Here is a 9,536-nt window from a genome sequence, read left to right on the forward strand (position 1 = left end):
CCGCTATTAAGACAGCGACTGATGCAGCGGCTGATGGTACTGGTACAACGGCAGCAATTAATAACGCCGTTGCTAACTATGGTGATGTCTTGAATAAGGCAACTGCTGCTGACCAAACGACTGTTGCGGGCATGAGCGTTGCTAAGGATGCTGATGTGTCAGCAGCAGACACGGCTTTGGCTAGCGTACAGACGAAGGTAGCTGGTTTGTTACAGGACAAGACGGCGACACCTGATCAAGTTGCGGCCGCAGTTGTTGAGTTGACCAACGCCAAGAACGACTACGATGCTAAGGTTATCGCTGCCGTTAAGAAGAACGACGTTACTGACGCCGTATCTGCTTTGGCAACCCCGGGTTCAGCAATCGAGACAGCTGTTAGCGGTTTGAACGATGCTTTGACGTCTGGTGATATGACGAAGATTGCATCAGCTGAGACAGCACTACAAAATGCCGTTTCAGACGCAGCAAAGCAAGCTAACGTTGATGCAGATAACGCGCAAAAGATTGTTGCTAACATGCCTTCAGCAAACGATGCCGATGTAACTGCCAAGTCAGGTGCATTGGATCAAGCGCAAACAGAATTGAAGAACTTGTTGGCAGCTGATCCGGCTGCAACAACTGACGCTATTGCAACCGCAGTCGCAAAGGTTAAGTCAGCGCAAAAGGACTACACGGATGCCGTTGTGGCAGCTGTGACGAAGAACGATTTGACGCCAGATGTTAACGCGTTGGCAAAGTCTGACACGACGGTTGCAACAGCAGTTTCAAATTTGAATGATGCCATGGCATCAGGTGATATGACGAAGATTGCGGATGCTGAGACGAAGTTGAACACGGCAGTTAAGAATGCTGCAACAACTGCTAACGGCGACGCTGACTCAGAGCAAACGCAAATCGCTGATATGACGGCGGCAAAGGATGCCACGGTAAAGGCTAAGAACAGTGCCTTGGATACTGCTCAAGCAGATTTGAAGACGGTCTTGGCTGACAAGACGGCTACAACTGATGATATTGCTAAGGCTGTTAATGCAGTGAACACAGCAAAGTCAGAGTTGGATAATGCTGTTAAGGATGCTATGTCAACAGCTGTTAACTCAGATGCTGTTAATGCGGTGGCTAAGAACAACACGGCTGTGAAGGATGCGCAAGATGCGTTTAACCAATTGCCTGATACAGCCTCATTGGCTGATATCAAGGCAAAGAGTGATGCGCTAAAGGACGCGTTGACGACAGTTGGTGATGCTACGAACACGACTGTTGACACGGATCAAGCAGCCGTTGCCAAAACGACCGTTGCTAAGAACGCTGATGTGGCTAACGCCGGTTCAAAGTTGGATGCTGCACAAAAGAATTTGACGACAATCATGGCTGACACACAATCAACGCCAGAAGATGTTGCCAAGGCTATTCAAGCGGTTGAAGATGCGAAGAAGTCGCTTGACACGGCCGTGAAGTCAGCCGTTAAGAACGATACTGACACGGCAGCCTCATTGATCGATGCTGATTCAGTTAAGAACGCCAAGAGTGATCTTGATGGGTTGTTGGCTGATGGATCAACAGCTTCAATCGCGGATATTGCAGCAGCTGAGAAGAAGTTGACGGATGCCATGAAGGACGTTGCGAAGGATGCAGCTACTAAGGCAACTGACACGACAACATCAAATGTTTCTGACGATGCCAGTGTTAAGGCAGCCGCTAACGTCATTAACAACTTGCCAGCTAACGCAACGCCGCAAGATATTGCGAATGCTTTGTCTGACTTGAACACGGCTGTTTCTAACGCACAAACGGCATTGCAAAATGCGAAGGATGCTGAGAAGGCAGCCTTGGACAAGACTGTGACGTCGCCTTATGACCAAGAAACAACTGTGAAGAATGCGAAGGACGCAATTACCAAGGCGTTGTCTGCCGAAGATACGACTACGACGGCTACGCAATTGAAGAACTTGCAACAAGCATTGGAGCAAGCGGTTGCACAAGCTAAGGCAGATCGTGATGTTGCAAATGCAGCAGCAACGACGGCTGAAAATGTGCCAGATTCTGTTAAGTCTGTCGAAGCTGTTAAGAATGCTTTGGCTGCCTTGGATAAGGCTGTTGCGGACGCTGCTAATAATGAAGGCACGACAGCCGCAATTACCAAGGCTGTTAATGACTTGAAGTCTGCTGAAAAGACAGCTCAAGGGGCTGTTGCTGACAAGATTACTGCGGGTGCGCAAGCAATCGCAGACATTCCTGCCAACATTAAGGATGACAAGGGTGTTCAAGATAAGTCAGCTGCTTTGAACACGTTGTTGACTAACGGTACGGCAACAGCTGATGACATTACTAAGGCAATCAATGATTTGACTTCAGCTGAGGCTACTGCCAAGCAAGCATTGGCAGATGAGCGTACTAACGCAACAAACGCGCAAACGGCAGCAACTAAGGACACGACGGTTGATGCTATTTATACCGCTTCAAAGCAAGCGGTTGCGGATGGTACAGCAACGGACGCACAAAAGGCATTGGTTAAGGCTTATGACAAGGTGACTGATTTGTTGGCAGACGCAAATGATGCTACGACAACGAAGACAGATTTGACGTCTGCTGAAGCCTCATTGCAAAGTGCAGTTGATGCTTATAACGATGAACGTGCCAAGGTTATTGAGACTGGAAATAATTTGGAATCAGCTTCTAAGGCTGATACATTTGCGGTTCATAATGAACAAGCTGTTAAGGATGCACAAGACGAGTTGCAAACTTTGTTGACGCAAGCAAAGGACAATCCAACAAATCCAACAACTGCCGATCTTAACAATGCGATTACGAACTTGCAAAACGTGATTAATGACGCGCAAGCAGCCCGTGACACGGCGGTTAAGAATGCCAATGCTGTTTCAATTCCAGCTAACCTGGCTGACCAAGCAAAGGATAAGACCTCTGCTTTGGGACAGGCGGTTGATAACTTAGCCACGGCGTTGAAGTCAGGTACCACGCAACAAATTATTGACGCAACGAATGCCTTGACTGGTGCGGATGGTGCCTTGGCAAAGGCTACAGAAGCTGTTAAGAATGCTAAGGGTGATTACGCTGGTAAGGCAGTAACGGACTTAGTACCAGTCAACTTGAGCGATAACGCTGCTTTGAATACGGCTGCACAAAACTTGCTTGATGCTGCTAACAGTGATTACGCAACAGCTGATGATTTGAAGAATGCTAAGTCAGCTTATGAAAATGCGAAGACGGCTGCTGAAACTGCTTTGAGCACGTCAACAGCGGACGCTAAGACAGCACAAACGAGCATTGCCAAGAACTTGGCTTCTGATACAGATGTCATGGCTGCAAACGACAAGTTGCAAAAGTTGTTGGATGCGCCTGAGACGTCAACTAAGACAGCCATCGATGCAGCTGTTAAGGCGTTGCAGAATGCTGAGACGGCAGCTGAAGCAACGTTGGCAGCTGCAAAGGATTCTGCAGCTAAGAACATGCCAGATACGAAGCCAGTTTCAAAGGAAACGCAAGTTATTAATGCGAAGACGGCTTTGGAGAATGCCATTAAGGATGGCTCAACGGCGTCAACGGCAGATATTAAGAACTTGCAAGATGCATTGACGAATGCCATTGCATCCGCTGAAAAGGCACGTGATGCTGCAATGGATACGGCGTCAGATGCTTTGGGATCAGTAACGCCAGATGTTTCTGATCGTCCGGAAATTAGTGCTGCTATGACGGAATTGAACACTGCCATTGCGGCAGCTAACGGCGACACTGGCACGACAGCAGATGTTGCGTCGGCCTCAGCTAAGTTGGCCTCATTGGTGGCCTCAGCTAAGCAATCTTTGGCTGATGTGCAAGATTCAGCTAAGAATGCTTTGGCTAAGGTTCCTGTAAACGTTCAAGACGATACGAAGGTGCAACAAGCAGAAGCGGCTTTGCAAAAGGCTTTGGGTACGGACTCAACGTCAACGGCAACAGATATTGCCAACGCGCAAGCGGCATTGGCTGAGGCAGTCGCTAAGGCACAAGATGCTCTCGCAACGTCAACGTCAAACGCTTCAGTTGCAATTAAGTCAATTCCGGTTGCAGTTGCAACTGAGAAGGCTGTGACAGATGCACAATCTGCCTTGGATACGTTGTTGAAGAGTCCTGAAACATCAACTAAGACGCAAATCGATGCGGCAAAGTCAGCATTGGATTCAGCTGTTGCGGTTGCTGAAAAGAACCGTCAACAAGCCATCGATTTAGCTAACGCCGCAGCTGCAGCAACGGCACCATATGGTATGGAAGCTGCTGGAGCTGGCACGATTGCTGATGCGGCCAAGGCTTTGACTGATTTGACCAAGACCGATGCTACGGCAGAACAAATTGCTGATGCTACAAACGCCTTAACGAAGGCAGTAGCCGATGCCTCAGCTGTTCGTGCCAAGTCAGTTAATGACGCCGCACAAATGGTTGTACCAGTTAACTTGAGTGATCAAGCGGCTGATGAGACGTCAGATGTAGCTGCTAAGAAGGCTGCCTTGCAAGATGCCTTGGATAAGGCTGCTAACAATGCTGGTACGTCTGCAGATATCGACGCTGCTAAGACAGCGTTGGCGACAGCGATTGCGGATGCTAAGACTAAGTTGCAAGAGAATAAGGACAAAGCAAATGCTACGACGGCGCCAACGAACATGACCGACAATGACGTGGTTAACGATGCGTTGACAGCGTTGAAGAAGGTTGCGACTGATCCAAATGCAACGCAAACAGCTTTGAACAAGGCGCAAGAGGCTTACACGAATGCAGTTACTGATGAGCAAGATAAGTTGCAAACAGCTAAGAACGCGGCCAAGTCTGTAGAAGCGCCAAAAAACATGACCGACAACACGGTTGTGGCTGGTAAGTTGGCCGACTTGAAGAAGGTTGCTGAAGATGGTGATGCGACGGCTACTGAATTGGCAAACGCGCAACAAGCTTACGATGATGCCGTTAAGGCTGAACAAGGCAAGTTGCAAGATGCCAAGAATGCAGCTGCTGATGTGACGGTGCCAAAGAATGTTTCAGACAACAAGACTGTTACTGATTTATTGACGGCTTTGCACGACACGGCTGCTGATGGGAATGCAACGGCAAGCGCATTGACGGCTGCACAAAAGGCATACGATGATGCAGTAACAGAGGCCCAATCAGCCTTGGCAACTAAGAAGTCAACGGCTGATAAAACAACGATTGACACGAACATTTCTGATGATAAAGCCACACAAGATGCCCTCGCTAACTTGAAGAAGATTGCTGAAGATAAGAATGCTACGGCGTCGGATTTGCAAAAGGCACAAGATGCATACGATAAGGCAGTGACTGATGCACAAGGTGTGTTGAACGATGGTAAGGAAACTGCGCAAAAGTCAATTAATAGCTTGGATATTCCAGAGGCTGAGGGTATTAGAGCAGATCCGTCTGTTGCAGAAGCTGAGGCAGATTTGAAGGCTAAGCTGAAGGATGATAACGCAACAGCTACTGACATTGCGAATGCACAAAACAAGCTAGATCAAGCCGTTAAGGTGGCTAACAAGGCAATTGACGATGCGAAGAAGGCATTGGCAGCAACACCTGTAGACACGAAGACTGTTAAGAACGAATCTTCAGTTGCGGCTGCACAAAAAGCTTTGGACGATTTGATGGCAAGCCAATACACGTCTTTGGCACAATTGAACGCAGCGCAAGAGACGTTGCAAAACGCGGTTGATGCAGCGAAGGCAAAGCGTGCCGTTGCTAATAACGGCGCTAACGATGCCATTGCGAATGTGCCAGCCAATGTTGCGGGTGATGCAACTGTTAAGGCAGCGCAAGCGAACTTGCAAGCACTTGTTGATGCGGCGGCCAAGGATGGCCAAGTTGCTGATAAGAATGCGTTGACGGCTGATATCTTGAAGGCGACGACTGCTTTGCAATCAGCTGTTACGGCGGCTAACTCAACTTTGAGTGAGTCAACGGATGCCGCTAAGTCAGCTTTGAACAAGGTACCAACCAACGTGCAAGATGATGCGGATGTGCAAAAGCAAGAAGCGGCTTTGAACGATGTGTTGAGCAACCCTGATTCTTCTAAGGAAGAGATTGATAAGGCTAAGTCGGCTTTGGATACAGCTGTAACAGGCGCACAATCAAAGTTGGCTGACGCTAAGGATCAAGCTAAGCAAGAAGTTAAGACAGCTAACGATAACAAGGCTTGGCAAGATAATGTAGCGGTTGCGAACGCAACGGATGCTTTGCAAAACTTGATTGATTCAGAGACGGCTACTAAGACTGACATTGATAACGCCATTGCGTCATTGAAGTCAGCTGAGCAAGCGGCTGACAACAAGTTGGCCGATGTGACGGCAACCGCCAAGTCTGCCTTGGGTAAGACGGCACCAGTTTCTGGTGAAAAGGCCGTTGTAGACGCTGCTAAGGACTTGCAGACGTTGCTTGATTCAGGTACAGCAACGGCAACGCAAATCGCGGATGCTACGAAGAAGTTGACGGATACAGTGTCAGCTGAGACGACAACGCGTGGCAAGGCTGTGAATGATGCCGCTAGCGATGTTGTGCCTGCAAATGTACAAGATGTTAAGACGGTTCAAGATTTGCAAGATAAGTTGCAAGACGCCTTGGCTAATGCAGCAGATGATAAGGGCACGACGCAAGCCATTAAGGACGCGCAAAAGGCCCTTGACGATGCAGTTAAGCAAGCCCAATCAGACTTGGCTGATGTGAAGAACACGGCGATGTCTGATATGACGAATGTGCCAGTAAACTTGCTGGATGACAAGAGCGTGACGGATGCGAAGGCAGCCTTGAATGACGCGATTAATTCAGCAACGGCTACGGCGACTGACGTTAAGGTTGCACAACAGGTCCTTGATGACGCTGTTACGGCAGCCAAGTCAGCGCAAGAAGGTGCGGCGGCAACGGCTAACACGGCCGTAACTGGTGTACCAGCGTCTGTTAAGGATTCTGATGCAGTCAAGGATGCGATTGCTAAGGTACAAGGTTTGACTAAGGACTTGACGGCTGATACTGCGACAAAGTCTGCCATTGACCAAGCTAAGCAAGAATTGGCTGCCGCTGTCGCTGCACAACAAGGTGTTCGTTCTGATGTAGTTACGGCAGCTAAGTCAGCACTTGATGCAACGGCCCCTGTTTCAGGTGAAGTGGCTGATCAAATAGCGGTTTTGCAAAAGAAGCTTGGTGATAGTAGCGCCACTGCTTCAGATATTAAGCAAGCCATGAACGATTTGAACGATGCGGTTGCAACGGCTAAGCAAGAACGTCAAACGGCAGTGTCGAAGGCAACGGAGACGCAAGTACCAGCTGGTTTGTTGGATAACAAGGCAATCGCTGACTTGCAAGCTAAGATGCAACAGGCTTTGAAGGATGCGTCAAATGATCAAGGATCAACGGACGCTATCAACAAGGCCCAAGCTGCACTACAAACAGCGATTGATGATGCAACCACAAAGTTGCAAAACAACAAGAACGCGGTTGATGCGTCAGTTCCAACGCAATTGGCTGATGATAAGTCATTGAACGATGCGGCAGCTAAGTTGGCTGAGGTAGCCAAGGATGCGAATAGCACCCAAAGTGACTTGGATAAGGCGCAAAACGCCTACAACACAGCAAAGTCAAATGCTGAAACGGCATTGAAGAATGCCCAAGATTTGGCTAAGCAAGTTGTTGCAAACGTACCTGATAACATGAGTGATAGCCAAGCTGTCGCTGATGCAAAGAAGGCGTTGCAAGATAAGTTGGCTGATGGTTCAACGGCCACAGCTTCAGAAATCAAGGATGCGCAAACTGCCTTGACACAAGCTGAAAACAAGGCCCAACAAGCTTTGGATACGGCTAAGCAAGATGCAGCAGCTGACTTGGATGCTGTTAAGAAGTCGGGTAAGACGTTGCCTAAGGACGTGCAAAACGCAGCTGATAACTTGCAAAAGATTTTGGACAATCCAAAGTCAAGCAAGGCTGACGTTGAGAACGCTCAGAAGCAATTGGATGTGGTGAACACGCCAGTTACGAAGCCAGCAGTTGTTACGCCTGGTGAAGGTGATGATGTTGCTGATTTGGACATCCCATCAGTTGATGGTAAGACACCAGTGGTCTTTATCCACAACGCCGATGGCACGACAGAAAAGGTTTTGCCAAATGCGGTTAAGGGTGAAGATGGTGCTATCCACTACAAGTTGCCAAGCACGAAGGTGAAGGCCGGTGCAACACTTGAAGTTGTGCAAGTGCCAGTTGCTGAAGTGACATCACCAGTTGTAACGGGCGATACAGCAACGGTTAAGGTGACTGACAAGACGGGTTACACGCCAATTATTTCTTACGTGGATCCAAAGACTGGTGACGTTGTCTCAGTGAAGATGGATGATAAGGACACGCAAGGATTGACGGTGACTAAGAATGCCGATGGTACGTATACGGTAGCTGGTTTGCCAGCTGGTGTTGACGCAGTGGTTTCATTTGATCCAAATGCGGTTAACGCAGCAGCAGCGGTGACGTTGACAGATGCGGCTAAGCAAACGACGGCTGGTAATGCAGCTGCTCGTAAGTTGCCAACCATTGCTTCCGTTGTTGATAACTTGAAGAATGTTATTTCAACAGGTTATACAGGTGCTTCTGTGGTTGTGCCTGATGCAATCGAAGCTGGTTTGAAGGTCGATGGTTACCAATACGAAGTTGTCGGACCTGACAACAAGGTCTATGGTACGTTGGCTGAAGCAGTGGCCGCTAACCCAACATTTACGACGGATGATAACAACTTTGTGGTTGTGTACTCACCTGAGAATGATCAAAAGGTTGTTGTGAAGTCTAACTTGTCATCAAGCTTGATTGCTCAAACAAATGGGGCTTCTGACACGAACTGGACTGGCAAGACGAAGCTTGGTTCAGTGACGGATGCAAGTTTGAAGAAGGCTGGTTACTCATACACGGTTACGGGACCTGATGGTAAGACGTACGCAACATGGGCAGAGGCTTTGAAGGCAAATAAGTTCTTTGATAACAACGATGTTGCTGGTGGCAGTGCAACGTTCGACGAGCAAGCTGTGATTGCACAAGCGCTTGAAGTACGTGATGGTATTGCTACAATGGCGTCAGCGCTTGGTGAACAAGCACCGGGTCAAGATGCTGAAATCCAACAATTCGTGGTGAACTACACGAAGAACGCGGATGCAGTTGATCAAGACACGAAGGCTGCCCAAACGGATTTGAACAAGGTTTTGGCTAACAAGGATGCATCTGCTGAAGAAGTTGCCAAGGCGGTTTCTGATTACAACAAGGCTGTTGCAAGTGCACAAGCAGATCGTGACCAAGCGGTTAAGGATGCGAATAATGTCGCAACCTCACCAGTCAACGGTGAAACGGCTGTGAAGGATGCCCAAAGCAAGCTTGCTGATGTGTTGAAGAATGCTGAAGCTGGTAAGGCTTCGACACAAGACATTAAGGATGCGATGACAGCGTTGCAAAATGCCGTTAAGTCAGCCAAGTCAGATCGTGATGCCGCTGTATCAACTGCAAAGTCAGTTGATAAGGGC

1 protein-coding gene is annotated in these 9,536 nt (G+C 48.5%); it reads left to right on the forward strand.

All coding sequences use genetic code 11. From position 1 onward, the window contains the following. On the forward strand, positions 1 to 9,536 hold a 9,536-nt coding region (locus tag WEIDD23_RS04295; RefSeq protein ID WP_197458805.1), incomplete at both ends, for a hypothetical protein.

Source organism: Weissella sp. DD23 (genome assembly GCF_001579105.1).
Taxonomy (GTDB): domain Bacteria; phylum Bacillota; class Bacilli; order Lactobacillales; family Lactobacillaceae; genus Weissella; species Weissella cibaria.